This is a genomic window from Vibrio natriegens NBRC 15636 = ATCC 14048 = DSM 759 (assembly GCF_035621455.1).
Taxonomy (GTDB): Bacteria; Pseudomonadota; Gammaproteobacteria; order Enterobacterales; family Vibrionaceae; genus Vibrio; species Vibrio natriegens.
In genome coordinates this window covers 2,543,389-2,567,409 of record NZ_CP141822.1, presented here as the reverse complement: position 1 = coordinate 2,567,409, position 24,021 = coordinate 2,543,389, and the positions used below count along the sequence as shown (strand labels likewise).

Here is a 24,021-nt window from a genome sequence, read left to right as displayed (position 1 = left end):
AAATGACAAAAGCACTGATAGCTAAGCTGTTCAAATATAGCAAGCGATCAGAATTTCAACTATACACAATGTTACAATTTCGATCCCGTTAAATATTCGTCAGACAGGACTCATCTGACGTGTTCTTACCAATAAATTCGTACAATTGAGCTCGTTTATTTATCTCCCTTCAAAGCCCATGAAATAGTTATGGTTTAAGGGAGAATGTCACTGGTTACAGTGATGAGTTTGGTTTGATATTAATGCAAGGGAATTAAGTGTTGTTCGGGAATCGATTTGAGGATATCAATTTCAAAGGGGACATCTTTGGTGGTGTCACTACGGCAATTATCTCGCTGCCTTTGGCTTTAGCATTTGGTGTCGCTTCAGGAGCTGGCGCAGAAGCTGGCTTATGGGGTGCGATCATGGTGGGTTTGTTTGCTTCTCTGTTTGGTGGTTCTAATACGCTGATATCAGAACCGACCGGGCCGATGACCGTCATTATGACCGCTGTATTGACGAGCATGATGGTGAAATATCCGGAAACAGGGATGGCGATGACGTTTACTGTCGTCATGATGGCTGGTGCATTTCAGATTTTGCTAGGGACACTTAAGCTGGGTAAATACGTTACCTTAATGCCTTACAGTGTGATTTCCGGCTTTATGTCTGGCATTGGTGTCATACTGATTATCCTGCAATTATCTCCTCTGCTGGGACACGCAGCGCCTTCAGGTGGAGTGCTAGGGACACTATCCGCATTACCAGAGACTATTTCTAACCTGAAGTTTAGTGAGCTGTTCTTAGGCTTGCTGACGCTAGGTATTCTGTTTTTCTTCCCGAAACAATATCGCAAGTATGTCCCTGCTCAGCTGGTGGCACTGGTTGCTGTAACCTTATTGTCGGTGATGCTGTTTGATACGGATGACATTCGCCGGATTGGTGAAATCCCAGCAGGCCTGCCTTCGTTGGTGGCACCACACATTAATCCAGACATGTTTGTCGAGATGGTTATCGATGCGCTGGTCCTGGGTACCCTTGGCTGCATCGATACACTACTGACGGCGGTTATCGGTGACTCGCTTACGCGTAAAGAACATGATTCTGATAAAGAACTGCGTGGTCAGGGCTTAGCGAACATGATTTCCGGATTGTTTGGTGCGCTACCGGGTGCGGGTGCGACGATGGGAACCGTGACTAACATTCAGGTTGGTGCGCGCTCACCGTTATCAGGTGTGGTACGTGCGCTGATGCTGGCATTAGTTGTATTGGTTGCGGGCGGGCTGACCGAGCCAATTCCAATGGCGGTACTAGCTGGTATCGCGGTGTATGTCGGATTTAATATTCTCGACTGGAGCTTTATTCAACGTGCTCACAAGGTCAGTTTTTCGGGCATGGCGGTGATGTACGGGGTGATGCTACTGACCGTATTCGTCGATCTGATTGTTGCGGTAGGGCTTGGGGTGTTTATCTCCAACATCATTATTATCGAACGCCTGAGTCGTGAGCAGGCGCGCCAAGTTAAAGCCATTAGTGATGCTGATGAAGATGATGTGCCTCTAACAGACAGTGAAAGAGGGCTATTGGATCGAGCCAACGGCACGGTTCTGTTCTTCTACCTTTCTGGGCCAATGATCTTTAGCGTATCAAAAGCGATTTCTCGTCAGCACTCAAGTATTGCCGATTATGAAGTGATGATCCTGGATCTTACGGATGTACCAATGATTGATGTGACTGTGGGATTAGCACTGGAAAACGCGATAAAAGATGCGCTGGATGCGAATTGTGAAGTGTATCTGTTGTGCCCAAATCAACGTACGCGTGAACAACTAGAAAAGTTCCACGTGATTGATCTGGTTCCGGCTGCCAACATTTATCGATTCCGCTATGAAGCTTTGAACGCCGCAGTTGCGCATGTTGAGGAAGCACAATACCAACGCATTACTGCGTAATTCACTCAGTTTCTATTTTCAGCTCTGCCAAGCCTTTTGGCAGAGCTCGTTATCTCACCGTCTGTTCCAGACCTCATTTCCCTCTGTTATCGACTCTCCAACGCTCAGAAAACCATAGGTTTACTGTGGATAACACGTCCAACTTTATCGAAAGGTTTAATTGTAATCATCGTTATTCAACGATAAACTAATAATCCTTCACTGCAATACCGAAAGATGTTTCTGGGGCATCGGCTCTTAATCGTTCAAATACTCTCACTTGGTATCAGCAATCACGAATTACAACAGACGGCAATCAACTACGCTATGTACGCATTAGAAATCGAACAGCTACGTAAAACGTACGCAGGCGGCTTTGAGGCGTTAAAAGGCATCAGTCTACAAGTTAAACAAGGTGACTTTTACGCGCTTCTCGGCCCAAACGGGGCAGGGAAATCAACCACAATCGGTATTATCGCTTCGCTTGTCAACAAAACTTCCGGAACCACCAAAGTTTTTGGTTATGACATCGACACCGACCTTGAATTAGCGAAACAAAATTTAGGTCTGGTTCCTCAGGAGTTCAACTTCAACCAATTTGAATCGGTTGAGCAAATCGTTATTCAACAAGCAGGGTATTACGGCGTACCAAAAGCGGTTGCAAAAGAGCGTGCACAGAAGTACCTGACTCAACTTGACCTTTGGGACAAACGATCAGAGGCTGCTCGAAATCTATCAGGTGGTATGAAGCGTCGACTCATGATAGCCCGAGCGCTAATGCATGAACCAAAATTACTGATTCTGGATGAGCCAACCGCTGGCGTGGATATCGAATTGCGCCGTTCAATGTGGGAATTCCTTAAAAAGATTAACGCTCAAGGTATCACGATTATTCTGACCACTCACTACCTTGAAGAAGCGGAAATGCTTTGTCGCAACATCGGTATTATTAATCGCGGTGAGCTGATCGAGAACACTACGATGAAAGGCTTGTTGTCTAAACTGCAAGTCGAAACATTTGTGCTGGACGTTGAGAATGAAAGCTGTCTTCAGCCTCTTGATGGTGTCATTTCTCAAACATTAAGAGAAGGCTCTCTAGAAATTGAGCTTGAGAAGTCGGAAGGCTTGAACCATGTGTTTACTCAGTTAACTGAGCAAGGCGTAAGAGTACTGTCGATGCGTAATAAGGCTAACCGCTTGGAAGAGTTGTTTGTCCGTATTGTTCGCGAGCAGAGTTAAGGAAACGATATGTATCATATTTATTGGACAGCTTTTGTCAGTTTGCTGGGTAAAGAGATCAATCGCTTTACGCGTATTTGGGTACAAACCTTAGTTCCGCCTGTGATTACCATGTGCTTATATTTCATCATCTTTGGTAATCTTATTGGTTCGCGTATTGGTCAGATGAACGGATTTAGCTATATGGAATACATTGTTCCTGGCTTGATCATGATGTCGGTCATTACCAACTCATATTCAAACGTTGCTTCGTCATTTTTCAGTGCAAAAATGCAGAAAAATATTGAAGAATTGCTTGTGGCTCCGGTGCCTAACTATGTCATTATTGCAGGTTATGTCATGGGTGGGGTTACCCGAGGCTTGTTGGTTGGCACCTTTGTCACTTTCGTCTCGCTATTCTTTGTTGATTTGAATGTGGATCACTGGGGAATTATATTCCTGACCGTATTTATGACTTCTGTTGTTTTTGCGTTAGGTGGATTAATCAACGCTGTATTTGCTAAGACGTTTGATGATATTTCTATTGTCCCTACGTTTGTCCTGACGCCATTAACCTACTTAGGCGGGGTTTTCTATTCGATCAGTCTGCTACCAGAATTTTGGCAAGGCGTATCAAAAATCAATCCGATCGTCTATATGGTCAACGCATTCCGTTATGGATTTTTAGGCGTATCGGATGTGGGCATCGTGACATCGTTTAGTGTACTAGGGGTTTTTGTTGTATTGCTGTATGCCGTGGCGCATTACTTAGTAACCAAAGGTAAAGGTTTACGCACCTAAACTTTACCGATGAAGTGACAACAAAAAAGGTCGACTCGAAGTCGACCTTTTGTTTTTACTTTTGCTTGCTAGGCATCATTTGACTTGCCATCGCTTGATTCTGAATTATCTTTAGCGTCAATAACCATATCGACGGTTTGATTGTCGATCAGACGAACATTACCTAAAAATGCTGACATCAGAATAACGGCTTGTGTTGTGTCTGCTGTTATCACATCTAAGGTGCGAGCATCACGGATAAATATTTCATCCGGATGTAACCCCGCCGCTCTGAGCTGATCACTTGCATCTTCAATGATTGAAGCGTAATCATCACGCCCGCCACGCATTGCACTGCTAATCCAACGCATGGTACGTGCAAGCACTGGTGCACGCTGACGTTGATCAAGTGTAAGTAGACCATTGCGAGAGCTCATCGCAAGCCCGTCCATTTCACGAACAGTCGGTACGCCTACGATTTCAATATCCATTGCCAGGTCATCCACCATCTTGCGAATAACAGCAAGTTGCTGGAAGTCTTTTTCGCCAAAACAAGCCAGATCTGGTTGGACAATATTAAATAATTTATTGACGATAGTCGTCACGCCGCGGAAGTGACCCGGACGAGAGGCACCTTCTAAAGTGGTCGAAAGACCAGGTACATCGACAAAAGTCTGCTTATCTAATCCTTCAGGGTAGATGATCTCCGGTGTTGGAGTGAACACTAGCTCAACCCCTTCAGCGGAGAGCTTGCTGAGGTCTTCATCCAATGTTCGCGGGTAGTTACTTAAATCGTCGGCACGTTCAAACTGCATCGGGTTAACAAAGATGCTTACGACAACCACATCAGCGTATTCGCGAGCTTTACGAACAAGTGTTAAATGACCGTCATGAAGATTGCCCATGGTTGGGACAAACGCGATTTTACGTCCTTCACGCTTATAGGTTTTTACCTGTTCACGAACCGCTGAAATTTCCGCAAAAGTTTGCATTCACTTATCCTCTAAGCAATGGTATGTGCATCGTCTGGGAATACACCGTTTGCAACATCTTCCATGTATTTTGCAACGGCTTTGCGCATATCACCTGTTTCTGCAAGAAAGTTTTTGGAGAATTTAGGCATGTAGTTGGCAGAAATACCAAACATATCATGCATGACAAGAATTTGACCGTCAGTCGCATTACCGGCACCGATACCGATGACTGGTACGTCAAGCAACTGAGTGATGCGTTCTGCTAAAGCTGCAGGAACACATTCTAGTAGGATAATTTGAGCACCCGCTTCTTGAAGCGCCAGTGCGTCTTTGACCATGCGATCGGCGTTTTCCTGCTCGCGACCTTGTACTTTATAGCCACCAAAGATGTTTACAGACTGAGGCGTCAGACCCAGGTGAGCACAGACAGGAACCGCACGTTCAGTAAGCATTTTAACGGTATCAACTAACCAATCACCGCCTTCGATCTTCACCATGTTTGCGCCAGCACGCATGATTTTTGCTGCATTTTCGCAGGCTTGCTCTGGCGTTGCGTAGCTCATGAATGGCATATCAGACATCAGCAAACAGTTTGGGCTACCAGCACGAACGCAGCGAGTGTGGTATACGATATCTTCTACGGTAACTGGAAGCGTATCGTTTTCGCCTTGAAGCACCATGCCTAGTGAGTCACCCACTAGTAGAACTGGCATTTCCTGGCTTTCAAAAAGTTGGGCAAAACTTGCATCGTAAGCTGTTGAAGTAGCAAATTTACGACCTTCTTGTTTGCACTTAATAAGGTCGTTAATGGTCATTTTTTTCATTGTTTTATCCTTACTAGGAGTTGGCTATGACTGCCAAATATTGAGGCCGTTTCTATCTACTTGATTCAGTAGTGAAGAGACCTCGGTCCCATCAGGGAGTTGTAAACTTGGTGCAATTTCCGCAAGAGGGTAGAGCACGAACTCGCGCTCTTTCATTCCGTAGTGAGGAATGGTCAGTCTTTCGGAATTAATCACCTCATTGCCGTAAAGTACAATGTCGAGATCCAATGTTCTTGGCCCCCAACGTTCATCTTTACGGACACGCCCTTGCTCTTGCTCGATCGCTTGGGTGCAATCAAGCAGTTGCAAAGGCGTCAAATTGGTTTGAATCGCCACGACCGCATTAATGTAATCCGGCTGATTTTGTGGCCCCATAGGCGTGCTGCTGTAAAGCTGTGAAGCTTTCACAAATTTTGATTCAGGTAGTGTTTTTAGCGCTTCGATCGCTTGTTTTGCTTGGCTGACAGGATCAGCCAAGTTGCTGCCTACCGCAATGTACGCTGTGATCATGACTTAGGCTTACTCTTTTTCTTGCGATAGGTTTTACGGCGACGCTGGCCTTTCGGCGCTTGGTCGTCGAGATCACCAGCCATTGCCTGGCGCATTTCTCGGCTTGCATTTTGGAAAGTTTCCCACCACTTGGCAAGCTTCTCTGTCTCCCCGCCTTCAATTTCGCCGCGCATTTCAAGAAAGTCGTAACCCGCGCGGAACTTGTTTAATTCCATAAGGCGTGAGGCGCGCTTACCATTGCGTCGTGGCAGGCGTAATTGCAGTTGCCAAATCTCGCGAATAGTCGCAGTGTGACGTCGTGGGATCGCAATTGTGCGAACCTGCTCATCAAGGATGATGTTACTGGCTTCCATGATGGCATCGTAGTAACCAAGATGGCGTTGTTCCATCAGTTTCTCGGCAACGGCACACAGTGGATACCACAGCATCGCTGCGAACATAAATGCAGGGTTGATGCGTTTACCTTCTTCGATTCGCATATCTGTAGAATCGAGGACCAGATCCAGCATCTGTTCGGTGTGTGATGAGTAGTCTTCAGTGAAGTGCTCAGAAATCGTCGGGAAAAGCTGTTGGAATAAGTTGTATTCGCGCAGCAGGTGGTAGGTTTCTAAACCTTGACCAGACTGTAACAGCTTTAAAGATTCTTCGAAAAGACGTGCAGATGGGATATCACGCAATAGCGTCGACATTTCTTCGATTGGCGCTGCGGTGTCTTCTTCAATATCAAAGTCGAGCTTAACGGCGAAACGAATCGCACGCAGCATGCGTACCGGGTCTTCACGGTAGCGAGTTTCTGGATCACCAATCAGGCGAATCAGACGATCTTCTAAGTCCTCGATACCACGAGCATAATCGTGAATTGAGTAATCCGCGATGTTGTAGTACATCGAGTTGATCGTGAAATCGCGACGTTCAGCATCTTCATCGATGGTGCCGTACACGTTGTCGCGTAGCAGCATGCCTTCTTTTGATTGCTGAGAAATACTTTTGTTTTTCTGTTCTTGATGGTGACCACGGAAGGTCGCGACTTCAATGATGTCCCGGCCAAACATGATGTGAGCCAAGCGGAAACGACGCCCAATCAAGCGGCAGTTTCTGAATAGCTGTTTTATTTGCTCTGGTGTTGCATTGGTCGCAATATCAAAGTCTTTTGGTCTCTGTCCAAGCAGTAAATCTCGAACCCCGCCACCCACAAGAAAAGCATCGAAACCAGCACCATTAAGGCGGTACAGTACCTTCAGTGCATTGTCACTGATCTGCTTACGCGAAATGTTGTGCTCTTCACGAGTTATTACATTGAGAGCGAGCTCTGGGATTGTGGCAGGTTCGCTTGGTGTATAGTCGTTTGTATTCATGTGCATCTGGCAATAACTGGGTTTAATCCAATTTTGCTTTGGTTAGTTTTGGTGCCCTCGGGCAGATTTGCGGCTAATGATAGCACTACACAGCGCCATTTGAGAATCATGCTGTGATTTCGATCTCTGTTGGTAGCTGTTCTAACTGCCAGTTTTCGCTGCCCCAGCGAAGGATATTCGTAATATCTGAGGCGCGTATTTCTTCTGGTATATCAAAGCCTAAAAACGTCATCGCTTTTAGTAGTGCTGGCTTCGGATTGTCAATATCAATAGCCGTCGCGTGATTTTGTTTCGACAGTTTATTGCCGTTGTTATCTATCGCCAATGGTAAGTGCAAGTAACTGACTTCAGGTTGCCCCAGAATTTGGTACAAGCTGATTTGGCGCCCAGTCGGTTCGATTAAATCTGCGCCACGAACAACTTCAGTGACCCCTTGGTCGATATCATCCAATACTACCGCAAGATTATAAGCAAATAAGCCATCTCGACGCTTAATAATGAAATCTTCATTAACCAGTTGTTCTGGAATCTGAATAGTTCCATGTTTCAGGTCGAAGAAACTGGCGATAGGTTTGGTCATTTTTAGGCGTATTGCGCCTTCTTTCAAGTTTTTATCTCGGCAAGTGCCCGGATAAAATCCACCATGTTGCTTAATTTGCTTACGTGTACACTGGCAATAATACGCGTCACCATTTTCTAGCCAAGTATCTATTTGAGCCTGGTAGAGATGATGACGCTGACTCTGGTAAACCACCTCGCCATCCCAATGTAATTGGTAAGCTTGCAGTGCTTCCAGAATGGCTTGTGTTGCGCCGGGCATTTCCCTTGGAGGATCGAGGTCTTCTATGCGAACTAACCATGCTCCATGGTTAGCTTTTGCCTGAAAATAACTGCCAAGGGCGGCTACCAGTGAGCCAAAATGCAGTGGCCCTGAAGGAGATGGGGCGAATCGGCCAACATAGCTTGTCATGTGTGTGTATCTCGAACAGATAAGCCAAAACAAAAAGGGAGCCAGAGCTCCCTTCCATAATCAAAATGCGTGGTGATTAGCCTTGCATCTGCTTTTCTTTGATTTCTGCAAGTGTTTTACAGTCGATACAAAGATCGGCAGTTGGGCGTGCTTCAAGACGGCGAATGCCGATCTCTACGCCACAAGACTCACAAAAGCCGAAGTCATCTTCTTCGATTTTGTCTAACGTCTTTTCAATCTTCTTGATCAAACGGCGCTCACGATCACGATTACGCAGTTCTAGGCTGAACTCTTCCTCTTGAGAGGCGCGGTCCACTGGATCAGGGAAGTTTGCTGCTTCATCCTGCATATGGTGAACAGTACGGTCCACTTCAGATCTTAGCTGATCACGCCAAGCCGTTAGGATTTTCGTAAAGTGTTCAACCTGCTCTGGTGACATGTATTCTTCACCAGGCTTTTCCTGATATGGCTCCACGCCTGCAATGGCTAGGATGCCAATCGTTTTTTTCTTTGATTCTGGCATACAGCATCTCCTACTTACACCTAGTCAACTGCTTCGCAGTCTATTTAAGGCGGGTATCTATAGCAAAAAGAGGCGGTGCAGGCAAATACTGATTTGCAATCTTATCGTCAATGTGAAGATAACATCATTTTTTCTCTAAATTGATGAAATCAACAGCGGAAATTAGCGATATGTCAGTACTGCTTAGTTCAGCTTTATAGCAGAGAACTTCGACTCCAGCGTCTTGTGCTTGTTTGAGTAATTGTGAATATTTTGCGTCTATATGGTGTGCCGCAGATACTTTTTCAATACCCGAATGTAAAACAGTAAATAAAAGTATGGCTCTACTTCCATTTTGTGCCATTTCTGTGAGCTCTCTCAGGTGCTTTTGTCCTCGAGTAGTGACTGCATCGGGGAAGTATCCTTGCCCATCCGAGTGAGTTTCATCAAGAAGAGTGACGCTTTTCACTTCTATATAACACTTTGGTTTATCACTTGCGCTGAGCAAGATATCAATTCGGCTATTTTCATTGCCATATTTCACTTCAGTTTGAAGTGTGTCATAACCGCAAAGTTCTGAAATGACGTTATTTTCAATCGCCTCAACCGCTAATTGGTTGGCACGGGCGGTATTGATACAAATACGATGACCGAGCTTGGTTTCACTGAGCTCCCAGCTATTAGGGTATTTACGCTTAGGGTTATCGGATGTCGAGTACCAAACTTTATTTCCAGGGGTGGCACAGCCAGTCATCGCGCCTGTGTTGGCACAATGGATGGTGCGAATTTCACCGTTATCAAGCTCAATATCGGCAAGGAAGCGTTTATAGCGTTTAAGTAGAGTCGCTGACTCTAAAGCGGGTTCGAAATGCATTTTGCTTATTTAGACAGGAATGTTTTTATGTACAATGTTGCCATCATTACACCATAAGGTATTTCCTTTGTCACAATTGCCGATTGAAGCCGTGATGCCTCAGTTACTTGCCGCGGTCAAAAACCAACATCAGGTCATCCTTAAAGCTGCGCCAGGTGCAGGTAAGTCGACTTACTTTCCTCTCCAACTAATTAAGCACCAATTGGTGACTGGCAAAATTATTATGCTGGAACCAAGACGATTGGCAGCCCGCAATATTGCTCGTTATTTGTCTGAACAATTAGGGGAGCAAGTGGGGCAAAGTGTTGGGTATCGTGTTCGCGGTGAGACAAAGGTAAGCGCTGCAACGCAATTGGAGATCGTGACGGAAGGGATCATGACGCGCATGATCCAAAATGACCCTGAACTGGATGGTGTCGATCTACTGATTTTCGATGAATTTCATGAGCGCAGTATTCATGCGGATACGGCGTTGGCATTCAGTTTAGAAGTTCAGGAAGCGCTACGCGATGATCTTAAGCTGGTGGTGATGTCGGCAACGCTCGATCAAGATGCTTTGCAAGTGTTGCTACCCGAAGCGAGTTTTATTGAATCAGAAGGGCGCAGTTTTGATGTTGAAACGCGCTACGTACCGCTCGCCGCTAATGATCATCTTCCCGTTGTTATGGCCAAAACGATTGAGAGTCTGATGAATAAAGAGTCCGGCTCTTTACTGGCTTTTCTACCTGGCGTTGCTGCAATCAAACAGGTTGAAGAACGTTTATCGCATTTGCCAACGGAAGTTGAAGTGTGCCCACTATACGGCCAGCTTAGCTTTGCTGAGCAGCAAAAAGCGATCTCTCCGGCGGTAAAGGGGAAACGTAAAGTCGTGCTGGCAACAAACATCGCGGAAACGTCCCTGACTATTGAAGGTATTCGCCTTGTTGTGGATTCTGGTTTAGAGCGTATCGCACGTTTTGATCTCAAGAATGGTCTCACCCGTCTGGAGCAGGTTCGTATTGCCCAGTCTTCGGCGATACAGAGGTTGGGGCGAGCTGGTCGAATTGAAGAGGGGATTTGTGTTCGCCTCTATTCTGAAAGTCAGTTCAAACAGCAACCGACGGTACCGCAGCCTGAAATTCTGCATTCTGATCTGGCGAGTTTGGTTATGGAGCTGGCTTTCTGGGGCGCGAGTGATATTCAGGACCTAAAATGGCTCAATATCCCCTCTCAAGCCGCTTTGAGTCAGGCGAAGCAACTGTTAGTTTCACTTGGGCTTTTAACTGAACAAGGTCAATTGACGGCGAATGGCAGACAGGCTCATGAGCTTGGTGTGGAACCTCGCGCGGCTGCAATGTTGATAAAATCTTCGCAGCACAGTGAGAAGATGTTAAATACTGCGCTTGCAGCGGTCGCCCTTATAGAAGAGCCAGAAAGAAACGTCACCAATATTGCCCATAGCTTGCATCGCTGGGTAACAGGAACACATCCGAAAAGGTCGTTGTTGCTTAAACGCGCGCAATCTTTGTCTCACAAGCTGGATGGTGCCTTTTCCGTTGCTGATGTTGATGAGAGTGCTTTACCTCTGGTGTTGAGCCTGGCGTTTCCGGATCGCATTGCGCAGCAACGCAGTAATCAATATGGTCGATTCACGCTCTCGAACGGTCACGGTGCGGAATGTCGCCCCGACGATACCTTAGGCGCCAGCGAGTATTTAGTTGCGGTTGATCTTATGCGTTCACATTCCAATTCGAGTCAAATTCATTTGGCGTGTGAATTGGACGTCAACTTACTGCAAACTACGTTTAAGTCGCTATTTTCCTCTGAAGAACTGGTGGATTGGGACGAAAAAAGAGGGCGTTTAATCGCGCAGCGGCAGCAAAAACTCGGTCAGTTGGTGATAGAGAGTGAGTCGTTGCCAAGCCCGGGCAAAGAAAAAATGACACAAGCTTTACTCACTTATGTCCGCCGTCAGGGATTGAGCAGTCTAAACTGGTCGCCGACAGCAGAGAGTTTGATCGAGCGTATTCGCTGCGCAATAGACTGGCTTCCAGAGCAACCTTGGCCAAGTTTTGATAACGAGAGTTTGCTTGAATCACTGGAAGAGTGGCTAGAGCCATACATGGCGTCCGTATCGTCAGTAAAAGATCTGAATAAGGTTAATTTGACGGAAGCTTTGAATGCGCGTTTAGGCTGGCCCTTAAATCAGAATATTGATGAGTGGCTACCTGAGCACTATCAGCTACCGACAGGTACAAAGAAATGCATTCGATATCAATACGGTCATGAGCCCGTGTTATCAGTCAGAATGCAGGAAGTATTTGGCGAAAGCACATCGCCAACCGTTGCTTTAGGGCGTAAACCTTTGGTGCTGGAGTTACTTTCTCCCGCGCAGCGTCCATTGCAAGTGACCACGGACCTCGCTGCGTTCTGGAAAGGCAGTTATAAAGACGTACAGAAAGAGATGAAAGGGCGCTACCCAAAACACGTTTGGCCAGATGATCCTGCCAGCCATGTAGCGACAACGAAAACAAAAAGACAATTGAATAATGACTGACACTAAAAAGCCAAGCACAAAAAAAGCGCCTGCGAAGAAAAAAACAGCAGCGAAAAGTACGGCAACACGTAACAAACGTAGCCCGGGTAAAAAGCCGGACAATGGCAAACGTTCGTGGTTGAAAACGTTGTGGTCGTTTGGCTGGAAAGCGGGTGTTGCGCTGGCTGCGGTATTGTTGTTCGTCGGAATCTATTTAGATAGCGTGGTCAAAGAGCGCTTTGATGGTCAGCTATTTGAACTGCCAACCGTTGTTTACGCGCGTATTCTGAATTTGAGCCCGGGTGAGAATATCACCATCAAAGAGCTGCGTAATGAATTGGATGTACTCAACTATCGAAAGGTGAGCACGCCTCGTTATCCGGGCGAATACTCTTCGTCTTCTACCCGCATTGAATTAATTCGTCGTCCATTTGAGTTCGCTGATGGCCCGGAGCCAGATCGTCACGTGATGCTGCATTTCTCTGACGGTGGTTTACAGCGCATTCAGTCTTTGGAATCCAAAGGGGATCTTGGCTATCTGCGTCTTGAACCTAAAATGCTGGGTATGTTGGAGAAAGATCAGGACGAGCAACGACTGTTTTTACGCCGAGACCAGTTCCCGGAAATTTTGGTGGATGCGCTACTGGCTACTGAAGACCGAAACTTTTATCAACATGACGGTGTTTCTCCGCTGGCCATCGGGCGAGCGCTGGTTGCAAATATAAAGGCAGGCCGTACGGTTCAGGGTGGTAGTACACTGACTCAGCAGTTGGCGAAAAACTTATTTCTTACCCGCGACAAAACATTGTGGCGTAAGCTACGTGAAGCCTACATTGCGTTGATTCTGGATTATCGCTACAGCAAAGATCGTATTCTGGAAGCGTACTTAAACGAAGTGTATTTAGGGCAAAGTGGCGGTGAAGCGATCCATGGCTTTGGTTTGGCCTCGCGTTACTACTTTGGCCAGCCGATCAGTGAGCTACGCGTCGACCAACTTGCCATGTTAGTCGGTATGGTCAAAGGACCGTCTTATTACAACCCTATTCGCTATCCAGAGCGAACCAAAGATCGCCGTGACCTGGTATTGCGTCTGTTGATGCAACAAAATCTACTGACGGCACAAGAGTATGATCAGGCAGCCAGTCGTCCGCTTGATACGCAAAGCAATCCTCGTATTGCCAGCCGTCAGCCTGCTTACTTCCAGCAATTGAACATCGAGCTGAAAGAAAAAGTCGGTGAACGTTTTAAGGCGGAAACAGGGTTAAGAGTCTTCACCTCTCTCGATCCGGTATCGCAAAGCAAAATGGAAAAAGCCATCGCGAAAAAGATCCCAGAGTTGGCGAAGCGTGGTGGTAAAGATCTCGAAGCTGCAGCGGTGGCTGTTGACCGCCACAGTGGTGAAATCCGCGCGATGGTTGGCGGTAAGAGAGCGGGTTATGATGGATTTAACCGAGCACTGAATGCGAGCCGTCCTATTGGTTCTTTGGTGAAACCTGCAATTTACCTGACTGCACTGGAGCAACCGGAAAAATACAATTTGGGAACAACGCTGCATGACACGCCACTAAGTCTCAAAGGCAGTGAAGGTACGGTTTGGACTCCGCGTAACTACGATCGTAAATATCGTGGTGATGTGCCACTGTACCTTGCGTTAGCGAAGTCGCTTAATGTGCCAACAGTGCGTTTGGGTATGGAGCTAGGTATTCCTGAAGTGACGAATACGTTAGAGCGCTTAGGCGTAAGCAAAAATGAAATCCGCCCAGTGCCTTCTATGTTCCTTGGCGCGTTTTCATTGACGCCGCTTGAGGTGGCTCAGATGTACCAGACTCTGACAAACTCAGGCAAACGAGCAAGGTTAACAGCACTTCGCTCTGTCATTGATATGGAAGGAAATGTTCTATACCAATCACTTCCTCGCTCGTCTCGTGAGGTTGATGAACAGGCGGCCTGGCTCACCACTTACGCGATGAAACAAGGCGTTGCTCAGGGAACGGGGCGCTATTTGCAGAATCAATTTTCTTGGGCTGCATTGGCTGGTAAAACAGGTACTAGTAATGATACCCGCGACAGTTGGTTTGTGGGCGTAGACGGTCGAGAAGTTACCACTATCTGGCTGGGCCGTGATGACAACAAACCAACCAATCTAACCGGCGCGAGTGGTGCTTTACGTGTGTATGCCGAATATTTGTCTCAGCGTATTCCTGAACGTTTAGCATTACCTTGGCCACGAGAAGTAACAACACTGGGCTTCAAACAAACAGCCGAAGGCGGGTTGGAAATGAACTGTCGTAGCGAATATAAACTGCCGGTTTGGGATAAAACAGGCCTGGTAAAGCAGCAGTGTGAGAAAAAATCCAACTGGATTAATGATTTATTTAATTGGTAGTGTCGCTAAACTGCAAGTGGAAACTTGTTTCACTGGTCAATTCTTAGTACATATTAGTGCGTATAACCTGGGAGCTTTGGCTGACCAATGCAGCCAATGCGCTCCCTGTGACCAGAGATTCGATAAAGGAAAAATGAATGTTCAAAAAGTTGTCATGTAGCCCGTTAACTCGCCATTTCGCGCTTTGGGTAAGCTTCTTTTTGATCGCTGCGCCTTCGGTTGGCCGGGCTCAGGAAGAGACTTCCGCATCGCGCCCTAAAATCGCAGTGGTTCTCGCTGGTGGTGGTGCAAAAGGTGCCGCCCATATAGGCGTGTTGAAAGCACTGGAAGAGATGAACATTCCGGTCGATATCATAACCGGAACGAGCATGGGCGCGTACGTCGGTGGCTTGTATGCCACTGGTATGAGCGCCGATGAGATTGAGAGCTTTATTTACACCGTGGATTGGAACGGCGGTTATCGAGACCGTGTAGACCGAAGCCAGCGCCGAGTTCGTGATAAAGAGTATGAAGACCGTTATCAGATTTACACCGACCTTGGCCTGAGATTGACTGAGGTTAGGGCACCAACTGGTGTCGTGCTAGGGCAAAACATGCTGCGTATTCTGCGTGAAAGCACGGGTAATTTGGGGCGTTTTGATTCCTTTGATGAACTCGCCATTCCGTATCGTTCTGTAGCAACGGACATATTAGAGCTTGAAGAAGTCGTCATTGGTAATGGCTACTTGGTGGATGCGATGATGGCGAGTATGTCTGTGCCAGGCGCGCTCCCACCTTATCAGTTAAATGGTCACATGCTGGTCGATGGCGGCGTAGTAAATAACATGCCGGTTGATGTGGCTCGTGCAATGGGCGCGGACGTTGTTATCGCCGTAGATATCAGTACCGATTACAAAACCAAAGAAGACTTTACCGGGCTGTTTACCGTAGCCGACCAACTTTCCAATTATCTTGTGCGCCGCAGTACTCAAGAGCAAGTCGAAGCACTCCAAGAGCAAGATATCTACATTCGTCCGAATGTTGGTCAAATGGAAACCGTTGAGTTCGATAAGATGCCTTCGGCGTTTCAGTCAGGGTATGAAATTACTAAAACGTTGGCACCGAAATTAGAAGGCTTGAGTCTATCCAGTGCGGATTACCAACGTTACATCGACCATAAACAAGAAGCGCGGAAAACCTTAGTCCATGGTGATGAACGTGTGGTTGATGAGGTCGTGATCATCAATAACACGCACTACAGCGATGTGTTGTTGACCAACCGTCTGCATTTGGAGACAGGGCGAAAAATCCCCACGCAAGAAATAGAAAAAGCGGTTGAAAACCTATACGCGCTTGATCGCTTTGAGCTGATTACTTATCAGTTTGAGGAAGAAGAAGGCGTCACACAACTGGTGTTTAACGTTAACGAAAAATCGTGGGGCCCTAATTACCTCAACTTTCGATTTTTCCTCGAAGATGATTTTGATACTGACAGCCAGTATGGCATCGGCTTATCAACCAATTTCACCAACCTAAATTCTCATGGTGCAGAGCTGGCATTTAATGTTGAAATGGGTACGGATAAGCTGATTGAGGCTGAACTGTACTCGCCAGTCATGTCCAGCCAGCAGCTTTTCGTTTCCGGACGACTCACCTACAGCAATGAAAGCCGAAACTTACCGCTGAGTGACTTCCAAAACCCGGACATTGGTGCAGTGGACGACTTCCTGCCTGTGTCGTACAGCGATTTTACATCAGAGCTTTCTATTGGCCTTCAACCCACGTTATGGCAAGAGTTACGATTGGGCGCACGATACTCAACAGGCAGTATTGAACTTTCCACGTTGGCATCGGCAGGTAATCTGGATTTTGACCGACTTGGCGCATTTGCAAGTTATCGTTTAGACACGCTCGATGACTTCGCTTTTCCTACTCGTGGCCTGTTGGTTGACTTGGAGTATTTCGTCTCTCATGACAAAAGCCCGGAAGGTGATAACTTCTTGGAATCCGAGTCTTCGGTTGAAGATACGGTGTATGAAATTTCCGCCCGATTTAAAGGTGCAGTGAGTCATCAGCGTCATACTTTAGTCGGACATGCTGAATACAGCTTTGTTGAAAGCAAAAACTCCACCATTCCACTCGATCCGCGAGAGTTAGGGGGCTTTTTAAACCTTTCGGGCATTCCGAGAAATAGCCTGATTGGGCAGGACTTATTCTTTAGCAGTCTGGTCTACCGCTATAAATGGTTCGATAATGACTTCGGATTGTTCGAAGCACCGGTATATATAGGCGCTTCATTGGAGTATGGTGGAGTATGGTCTGACAACGATCTCCATTTAGATGAAGCACCGCTGTATAATGCGGGCTCAGTATTCTTTGGCGTCGATTCCCCAATCGGGCCTATAATGTTGGCTTACGGTCGTACAGAGCAGAACTTGGAGGCAGTGTATTTGATCGTAGGAACCTCGTTTAATTAATCGGGACAAGAAGGCATAACCTAAGCATATTTGTTCAAAATTAGCAGAACTTTAGTCGTAAGTTGCTATGTTGGTCAAAATGATGAGATTTTAATTGAAGGTTAAATTTGCTATTCTTTGGCCCACAGTTTGGCCTCTACGGCGCTGTTTCTCAATCATAATTGAATGAAAACAAGGGCAATGGAGAGCCAAGTTTCCAAGGATGTTCACTCCTTTACTTTAAAAATAGTAATAATAAAGGAGGAACCGCAATGAGAGGAAAAAGTCGTGCTTGAAGCCTACCGTAAACACGTCGAAGAGCGTGCTGCCGAAGGAGTTGTACCTAAACCACTAGACGCTGAGCAAGTAGCTGGCCTTGTGGAACTTCTGAAAAATCCCCCTCAAGGTGAAGAAGAAGTCCTTCTTGACCTACTAGAGAACCGTATCCCACCAGGTGTTGATGAAGCCGCTTATGTTAAAGCTGGTTTTCTGACCGCAGTAGCAAAAGGTGAGGTATCTTCTCCGCTAGTAAGCCGTGAAAAAGCGGCACAGTTGCTAGGTACTATGCAAGGTGGTTACAACATCGAACCTCTAGTAGACCTACTAGAAGACGATGCTCTAGCACCAATCGCTGCAAAAGCGCTATCTCACACTCTGCTTATGTTCGATGCTTTCTACGATGTAGAAGAGAAAGCGAAAGCAGGCAACGCGCATGCACAGCAAGTTCTACAATCTTGGGCTGACGCGGAATGGTTCCAGTCTAAGCCTGCGCTACAAGAAAAAATCACTCTTACTGTATTCAAGGTTACTGGTGAAACAAACACCGATGACCTGTCTCCAGCGCCAGATGCTTGGTCTCGCCCAGATATCCCAGTTCACGCGTTAGCAATGCTGAAGAACGAGCGCGAAGGCATCAACCCTGACCAACCTGGTAGTATCGGTCCGATCAAACAGATCGAAGAACTGCAATCGAAAGGCCATCAACTGGTTTACGTTGGTGACGTAGTAGGTACGGGTTCTTCTCGTAAATCTGCAACTAACTCAGTGCTTTGGTTCATGGGTGATGATATCCCTAACGTTCCAAACAAACGTGCTGGTGGTTACGTGCTAGGTGGTAAGATTGCACCAATCTTCTTCAACACAATGGAAGACGCGGGCGCACTACCAATCGAAGTTGACGTATCGAAACTGAACATGGGCGACGTTATCGACGTTTACCCATTCGAAGGTAAAGTTTGTAACCACGAAACTGGCGAAACACTGGCTGAATTTAAGCTAAAAACAGACGTGCTTATCGACGAAGTACGTGCTGGCGGTCGCATTCCACTGATCATCGGTCGTGGTCTGACTGACAAAGCTCGCCAATCTCTAGGTCTAGCGCCTGCAGATTTCTTCCGCAAACCAGGTGACGTTGCTGATACAGGCAAAGGTTACTCGCTTGCACAGAAGATGGTTGGTAAAGCATGTGGCGTAGAAGGTGTTCGTCCGGGCACTTACTGTGAGCCTAAGATGACTACGGTTGGTTCTCAGGATACAACGGGTCCTATGACTCGTGATGAGCTTAAAGACCTTGCGTGTCTTGGCTTCTCTGCAGACCTAGTGATGCAGTCTTTCTGTCACACCTCTGCGTACCCTAAACCAGTTGACGTAAACACGCACCACACACTTCCTGATTTCATCATGAACCGTGGCGGTGTTTCTCTACGTCCGGGTGACGGTGTTATCCACTCATGGCTAAACCGTATGCTTCTGCCTGATACAGTAGGTACAGGTGGTGACTCGCATACTCGTTTCCCACTAGGTATCTCTTTCCCAGCAGGTTCTGGTCTGGTTGCATTCGCAGCGGCAACAGGTGTTATGCCACTGGATATGCCAGAGTCAATCTTGGTTCGCTTCAAAGGTGAAATGCAGCCTGGTATCACGCTACGTGATCTAGTACATGCAATCCCTTACTACGGCATCAAGCAAGGTCTGTTGACGGTAGAGAAAGCAGGTAAGATCAACGAATTCTCTGGCCGCGTTCTAGAAATCGAAGGTGTTGAGCACCTAACGGTTGAGCAAGCGTTTGAACTTTCAGATGCGTCTGCAGAGCGTTCAGCAGCAGGTTGTACCGTTAAGCTATCTCAAGAGTCTATCGAAGAGTACCTAAACTCGAACATCACTATGCTTAAGTGGATGATCTCTGAAGGTTACGGCGACCGTCGTACTATCGAGCGTCGTATCACTGCAATGCAAGAGTGGTTGGATAACCCAGAGCTAATGGAAGCGGATGCGGATGCAGAATACGCGCACGTAATCGAGATCGATCTAGCGGAAATCAACGAGCCAATCCTATGTGCTCCTAACGATCCAGATGATGCTCGTCTACTTTCTGAAGTTCAAGGTACACAAATCGACGAAGTCTTCATCGGTTCATGTATGACTAACATCGGTCACTTCCGCGCTGCAGGTAAACTGCTTGAGCAATGGGGTGGTCAGCTAGATACGCGTCTATGGGTGGCTCCGCCAACGAAGATGGACCGCGATCAGCTAACGGAAGAAGGTTACTACGGTATCTACGGCCGTGCTGGTGTTCGTATCGAAACTCCGGGATGTTCACTATGTATGGGTAACCAGGCTCGCGTAGCTGATAAAGCGACAGTAATGTCTACTTCAACGCGTAACTTCCCGAACCGTCTGGGTACTGGTGCGAATGTTTACTTGTCTTCAGCTGAGCTAGCAGCAGTTGGCGCAATTCTAGGCCGAATTCCAACTAAGGAAGAGTACCTGGAGTACGCAGCGAAGATCAACGCAACAGCAGCGGATACTTACCGCTACCTGAACTTCCATAAGATGGATCAGTACACTAAGAAAGCGGATACGGTTATCTTCCAAGAGCCAGCATAAGCTTTATCGGTGAAATACAAAAACCGCAGACAGTGTCTGCGGTTTTTTTGTTAAATGACTCAGGGAAAATCTATCTGTTAAAGCTTTAACTGCAACATCGCAGCGACATTACGTGCGGTTAGTTCAATGTTCTGTGCCGCTTCAGCGAATGCTGTTGGCAGGTCTACCGAGCGGTTTACAATCGAAAAAACTGCATCAATACCATGCTTATGAACGACGCCACAATCGTGAGACAAACTGCCCGCGATACCGATCACTGGTACAAAATGTTTATTGGCCACACGAGCAACACCAATAGGCGTTTTGCCATGAATGGTTTGACTGTCAATACGACCTTCACCCGTGATGACAAGATCTGCACCTTCGACGATTTCGTCCAGATTAACCGCATCCATTACGATCTCAATTCCAGGGCGCAGTTCCGCATTAAGCAGGCCCATTAGTGCCGCGCCTAAACCTCCCGCAGCGCCAGCGCCTGGACGTGTTAGAACATCTTGGCCGAGTTGCGCTTTGATTACGCTTGCGTAGTGTGCCAGGTTTCGATCGAGCTGTTCAACCATGTCAGGCGTCGCGCCTTTTTGCGGACCAAACACTTGTGATGCACCTTGAGGCCCGCATAGAGGATTGTCTACATCACACGCTACCTCCAAGCGTACTTGTGCAAGTCGGGGATCGAGACCTCGCATATTGATACGGTGAAGTTTGGAAAGTTCGCCACCACCAAAGCCAAGTGGTTCATGATTCTCGTCCAAGAGGCGAATCCCTAGTGCTTGCGCCATGCCTAATCCCCCATCATTAGTCGCGCTACCGCCAATACCGACGATGATGTGCTCGACACCTTTATCTAGTACGGCTTTAATCAGCTCACCAGTACCAAACGTTGTGGTAATCATTGGGTTACGTTTATCTGGATCGACCAAGTGCAAACCAGATGCAGCCGCCATTTCGATGATCGCTGTTTTGCCATCTCCCAGTAGTCCATAGAAGCCAGAAACAGGTTCGCCAAGTGGGCCTGTTACTGAGTGCTCAACTATTTCGCCACCAGTAGCATCAACAAGAGATTGAACGGTGCCTTCACCGCCATCAGCCATTGGCAGTTTGATGTACTCTGCATTTGGCAGGACGTGTTTAAACCCTTGTTCGATAGCGATTGCAACTTCCATCGCGCTTAGACTTTCTTTATAAGAATCCGGAGCAATAACAATTTTCATAGTGATACCTAAACGACTTAAACAAATAAACCAAACACACCAAACATCATGGTAGAGACAAACGCGATCATCAGACCAACCGCAGACTCATAAGGGATGAGCTTAAGACGCTCGCGGATATCCATGTTGAGTGCACCACCTGTAGCGTGGAAGAAGCTACCATGAGGCATGTGATCAAGTACGGTTGCACCAGAGTGAATCATTGCTGCGCCGGCGAGTGCAGGAACACCCAGCTCAAGAATCGTGTGGCTAAATACGCTCGCTGCTACTGCTGTACCAGCGGTTGTCGAAGCGGTAGCCAGTGACATCATGGCACCAGAAATTGGCGCAAGTAAGTATGATGGCAGACCTGAAGCAGTGAGGACTTCAATCAGGCCTCCTTTAAGACCAGAGTTAGCGATGATGCCTGCGAGTGTGCCAGTACCCAATAGCATGACAGCGACAGGAGCCATACGGGTTAGACCTGATACGGCAAAGTGGTTTGTGTCGTTAAAACGGCCCATGACAACCGTGCCGATCAGGCCACCAAGAGGCAAAGCGATAAGAGGGTCAACGTTAATACCAGCGATTGGGCGCAGTGCCAGTAGCGCGATAGCCACAAGAGGAGCTACGATGGCAGCGCCAAAGGTTGGTAATTTTTTTCGGTCAACAGAAACCACTTCGCTTGCTTGTACCATGCTTCCTTTATTGCTTAGACGCTTAGCTAAAAAGTAAGCGAGCGCAAGACCAAACAGGCCAGGGACAACACCAGCAAGCATTACGGAAGTTAGTGGTACGTCAAAGGCATCAGCGGCTGCGATGGCATTTGGATTTGGTGACATTACGTTACCGGCTTTACCACCGCCAACCATCGCCAATAGTATCGCAGTTTTAGAAATGCAAGCACGCTGGGCAATAGCTAAAGCAATGGGAGAAACCGTAATAACGGCAACATCAACGAATACACCAACGGAGGTTAAAATGAGAGTCGCTAGTGCCAGCGCTAGTAGTGCACGAGTTTCGCCTACTTTTTTGACAATCGTTTCTGCGATAGAAGTTGCCGCGCCAGATTCTATCAGCACACCAGCTAATACGCCGGCAGCCAGAATACGAAGTACCGCTGTCACGATACCTTGAGCCCCACCAATCATCAGAGAAACGGTGTCCGTCAGTGAGACACCACCAACAACACCACCAATTAAGGCACCGATGATCATGCCGTACGCTGGTGGGACTTTCTTTAGAATTAGAGATATCGCCACAATTAATGCGGCCAAAGCTCCAAGAGTAGAGACTTCAATCATTTTATATTACCCAAGCTAGTGATTTAGTCTGGCCAATATAAAAGGCACGATTCAGTCAGTCTTTGGACGATGAAACAATCTTTCTTTTAAAAAACAACTCAATTACTGTGCGTCTGCATATTTTTCGTTTTCCAAGTGACTAAACGAAGACCCAAGATATAGTTGAATTATCGAATCTAAACTGTTGATATCTAAAGATGTTATTTGTGAGATCTTATCAAGGCGGTAGCGCAGAGTGTTACGGTGAATATGAAGAGTGCAACAGGTTTGATGTGCATCGCAATTTTGTTCGAAATACACCTTGAGCGTCTTTATGAGAGTGCCTTTGGAATCACTCAGTTGCAGCAATTTATACGGCTGACACAATTGCTGTAGTTGCCAGGGTTCATTTTTTACCGCGCTGAGTAGTACCGGAATACGGTAGTCCTGACAGAAGAAGAGCTGTCCAGGCTGGTTTTGCGTCAACTCCATGGTGCGTTTGGCCGTTTGATAAGACTGGGCTAAACCTTGCAGAGAAGGGAAGTAATCGCCTAGCGTAATCCGGATTTTAAACTTACCTTGCGTTTTTACCCGGCGTAACAATTGGTTTGCGCTCTTGATTTCGTTCTCTTTCGACCAACCGTTTACCGTTAACGTGATAGGTTTGAGCACGACGACTTCAAGCTCTGATACGGAAATGATTCCGACTAAGTTATCGCGCTCTGGGTACTCGAGCAGGTGTACCAGCTGCTGCAAGTGCTCCAGCAGCATTGGCTTATCATTACTCGGTATGACTTTGACTACCGCAGCAATTCTTGGTTGAGACAGATCGAGATCAAGACGCTCTGCGATCGAGGTCAGTTGATTGTCATTTAAAGTTGAACCTTGGATGAGTTGAAGAACAAGTTCTTCCCGGTGACGTTTGTTCCATTCAATTTGTGACATGAGAGCAGCTTGTTCGATGATCAACTCTGCGGTCATTTTCACCAGCTCACCATAATGGTGAACCTCCTCTGGTGCACCGGATATACCAATAGCCCCGATTACCTGATTACGATAGATAATTGGCAGATTAATTCCGGGTTTGACGCCTTTGAGGTTATTAACCGCGGCCTGATTGATCTCGACAATACGTCGCTCATTGATTGCGAGAACAGCGCCTTCATGTTTTTGTTGTAAGCGAGTACTGTCACCTGAGCCAATAATACGCCCCTTTTCATCCATGACGTTGACCGAATGAGAGATGATTGTCATTGTTCGCTCAACGATTTGTCGGGCAATGTTTTCGTTTAACTGCATACTCGTTTTATAAACCCAGCTCTAGTGGTGGTTTAGCGAGGCATATTAACTGATAATAAAGAGTATAAGTATTGATTTAACTTATATTATTGTCAGTTAAGATAAATAAA

Annotated in this window: 17 protein-coding genes; 7 read left to right on the top strand and 10 right to left on the bottom strand. The window is 46.8% G+C overall.

Features of this window, described 5'->3' with window-relative positions; all coding sequences use genetic code 11:
- Positions 1 to 260 precede the first annotated feature (260 nt).
- The 3 genes from VER99_RS11550 (at position 261) to VER99_RS11540 (ending at position 3,929) form a co-directional block, all read left to right on the top strand.
- Positions 261 to 1,931, top strand: a complete 1,671-nt coding sequence (locus VER99_RS11550; RefSeq protein WP_014232940.1) for a SulP family inorganic anion transporter — start codon at positions 261 to 263, stop codon at positions 1,929 to 1,931.
- A gap of 306 nt (positions 1,932 to 2,237) precedes the next feature.
- Positions 2,238 to 3,149, top strand: coding sequence for an ABC transporter ATP-binding protein (locus VER99_RS11545; RefSeq protein WP_014232939.1), 912 nt, complete (start codon positions 2,238 to 2,240; stop codon positions 3,147 to 3,149).
- A 9-nt stretch (positions 3,150 to 3,158) separates the two neighbouring features.
- A complete protein-coding gene (locus VER99_RS11540) occupies positions 3,159 to 3,929 on the top strand; it encodes an ABC transporter permease (RefSeq protein ID WP_014232938.1) in 771 nt (256 codons plus the stop codon).
- Positions 3,930 to 3,997: 68 nt separating this feature from the next.
- Here VER99_RS11540 and panC read toward each other — a convergent pair whose 3' ends face one another.
- The 7 genes from panC to sfsA all read right to left on the bottom strand — a co-directional run bounded on the left by panC (position 3,998) and on the right by sfsA (position 9,917).
- Positions 3,998 to 4,900, bottom strand: coding sequence for a pantoate--beta-alanine ligase (gene panC / locus VER99_RS11535; protein ID WP_020333938.1), 903 nt, complete (start codon positions 4,898 to 4,900; stop codon positions 3,998 to 4,000).
- 11 nt (positions 4,901 to 4,911) lie between these two features.
- On the bottom strand, positions 4,912 to 5,706 hold the full coding sequence (gene panB / locus VER99_RS11530; RefSeq protein ID WP_020333937.1) for a 3-methyl-2-oxobutanoate hydroxymethyltransferase: 795 nt from the start codon (positions 5,704 to 5,706) through the stop codon (positions 4,912 to 4,914).
- Between the two features lie 24 nt (positions 5,707 to 5,730).
- Positions 5,731 to 6,216, bottom strand: a complete 486-nt coding sequence (gene folK / locus VER99_RS11525; RefSeq protein ID WP_014232935.1) for a 2-amino-4-hydroxy-6-hydroxymethyldihydropteridine diphosphokinase — start codon at positions 6,214 to 6,216, stop codon at positions 5,731 to 5,733.
- Entirely contained in the window at positions 6,213 to 7,577 is a 1,365-nt protein-coding gene (gene pcnB / locus VER99_RS11520; RefSeq protein WP_020333936.1) for a polynucleotide adenylyltransferase PcnB, read from the bottom strand. The genes folK and pcnB overlap by 4 nt, the downstream gene beginning before the upstream one ends.
- A gap of 100 nt (positions 7,578 to 7,677) precedes the next feature.
- Complete coding sequence (gluQRS, locus tag VER99_RS11515; RefSeq protein ID WP_020333935.1) at positions 7,678 to 8,541, bottom strand: tRNA glutamyl-Q(34) synthetase GluQRS; 864 nt, start codon at positions 8,539 to 8,541, stop codon at positions 7,678 to 7,680.
- A gap of 76 nt (positions 8,542 to 8,617) precedes the next feature.
- Positions 8,618 to 9,064 carry an RNA polymerase-binding protein DksA gene (gene dksA, locus VER99_RS11510; RefSeq protein WP_014232932.1) on the bottom strand — a complete coding sequence of 149 codons (447 nt, stop codon included), beginning with the start codon at positions 9,062 to 9,064 and terminating at the stop codon, positions 8,618 to 8,620.
- A 124-nt stretch (positions 9,065 to 9,188) separates the two neighbouring features.
- A complete protein-coding gene (gene sfsA, locus VER99_RS11505) occupies positions 9,189 to 9,917 on the bottom strand; it encodes a DNA/RNA nuclease SfsA (RefSeq protein ID WP_020333934.1) in 729 nt (242 codons plus the stop codon).
- Positions 9,918 to 9,984: 67 nt separating this feature from the next.
- On the opposite strand from sfsA, the gene hrpB reads away from it, so the two are divergent.
- From hrpB to acnB, 4 genes are all read left to right on the top strand, one after another.
- Positions 9,985 to 12,453: an ATP-dependent helicase HrpB gene (gene hrpB / locus VER99_RS11500; protein WP_024372747.1), complete on the top strand. Its 2,469-nt coding sequence runs from the start codon at positions 9,985 to 9,987 to the stop codon at positions 12,451 to 12,453.
- Positions 12,446 to 14,818: a penicillin-binding protein 1B gene (mrcB, locus tag VER99_RS11495; RefSeq protein WP_020333932.1), complete on the top strand. Its 2,373-nt coding sequence runs from the start codon at positions 12,446 to 12,448 to the stop codon at positions 14,816 to 14,818. Before hrpB ends, mrcB begins: the two co-directional genes overlap by 8 nt.
- Positions 14,819 to 14,955: 137 nt before the next feature.
- Entirely contained in the window at positions 14,956 to 17,274 is a 2,319-nt protein-coding gene (locus VER99_RS11490; RefSeq protein ID WP_020333931.1) for a patatin-like phospholipase family protein, read from the top strand.
- Positions 17,275 to 17,541: 267 nt separating this feature from the next.
- The gene (acnB, locus tag VER99_RS11485; RefSeq protein ID WP_020333930.1) at positions 17,542 to 20,139 is read left to right on the top strand and encodes a bifunctional aconitate hydratase 2/2-methylisocitrate dehydratase; all 2,598 of its coding nucleotides are present in this window, start codon (positions 17,542 to 17,544) and stop codon (positions 20,137 to 20,139) included.
- Positions 20,140 to 20,216: 77 nt separating this feature from the next.
- Here acnB and VER99_RS11480 read toward each other — a convergent pair whose 3' ends face one another.
- The 3 genes from VER99_RS11480 to VER99_RS11470 all read right to left on the bottom strand — a co-directional run bounded on the left by VER99_RS11480 (position 20,217) and on the right by VER99_RS11470 (position 23,911).
- Positions 20,217 to 21,350 (bottom strand): glycerate kinase, encoded by a 1,134-nt coding sequence (locus tag VER99_RS11480; RefSeq protein ID WP_020333929.1) that lies wholly within the window; start codon positions 21,348 to 21,350, stop codon positions 20,217 to 20,219.
- 17 nt (positions 21,351 to 21,367) lie between these two features.
- Entirely contained in the window at positions 21,368 to 22,633 is a 1,266-nt protein-coding gene (locus VER99_RS11475) for a GntP family permease (RefSeq protein ID WP_020333928.1), read from the bottom strand.
- Between the two features lie 102 nt (positions 22,634 to 22,735).
- Positions 22,736 to 23,911, bottom strand: a complete 1,176-nt coding sequence (locus VER99_RS11470) for a sugar diacid recognition domain-containing protein (RefSeq protein WP_020333927.1) — start codon at positions 23,909 to 23,911, stop codon at positions 22,736 to 22,738.
- Positions 23,912 to 24,021 lie beyond the last annotated feature (110 nt).